General features: G+C 75.1%; 1 protein-coding gene and 1 pseudogene. Both read left to right on the top strand.

Features of this window, described 5'->3' with window-relative positions:
• Positions 1-410 (top strand): cell division protein FtsL (gene ftsL / locus HUW36_RS33875; protein ID WP_174531704.1); only part of this gene is annotated, 410 nt, incomplete at its 5' end.
• Between the two features lie 3 nt (positions 411-413).
• Positions 414-643 (top strand): annotated as a pseudogene (locus HUW36_RS33870) (penicillin-binding protein 2); the annotation flags it as partial.

Raw genomic sequence — 643 nt, 5'->3', positions numbered from 1 at the left:
GGCCGGCCGAGCGCACCCGGACCACCGGCGCGACGACGCCGCGGCTGCGGGTCGCCCCGCCGCCGCCGATCCGGGTGCCGAGGGCGCCGTTCGTCGGGCTGATCCTGGTGCTCGTGGTCGGCGGGGTGCTCGGCATCCTGGCGATCAACACCAAGATCAACGAGAACGCCTTCCGGCTGGAGAAGCTCCAGCAGCAGCAGGCGAAGCTCGACGTGGACGAGCAGCAGCTGAACAAGGAGATCGCCGAGCAGAAGGACCCCGGCAACCTGACCGCCAACGCCCGCAGGCTGGGCCTGGTCGAGTCGGAGGACCCGGCCTACATCCGGCTGCCGGACGGGAAGACGATCGGCGTCCCGCACCCCGCCGAGGGTGCGCCGTCGGTCACCGGCCCGCAGGGCAACGGGGGCTGAGCAGTGCCACCGAGGTCGGAGGAACCGCGCCGGGACGCCACGGGCTCCCGGCGCGGCTCGTCGCGGGGGGCCGAGCCACGGGAGCCGGGCGTCGGGGGCATCTCCGACGCCCGGGCCTACACCCCGCGCGGGCGGACCATCCGGGAGGGCGGCGCCGAGCAGCGCCGTACCCCACGCAGCAGCCGGTCCGCAGACCCGTTCCGGCCGGCGTTGCAGGTGCTCGACGGTGGTCG

Source organism: Micromonospora maritima, assembly GCF_902825405.1.
GTDB classification, from domain to species: domain Bacteria; phylum Actinomycetota; class Actinomycetes; order Mycobacteriales; family Micromonosporaceae; genus Micromonospora; species Micromonospora maritima.
Note: the sequence above shows the minus strand (reverse complement) of the source record. Positions and strands in the feature narration are given on the sequence as shown.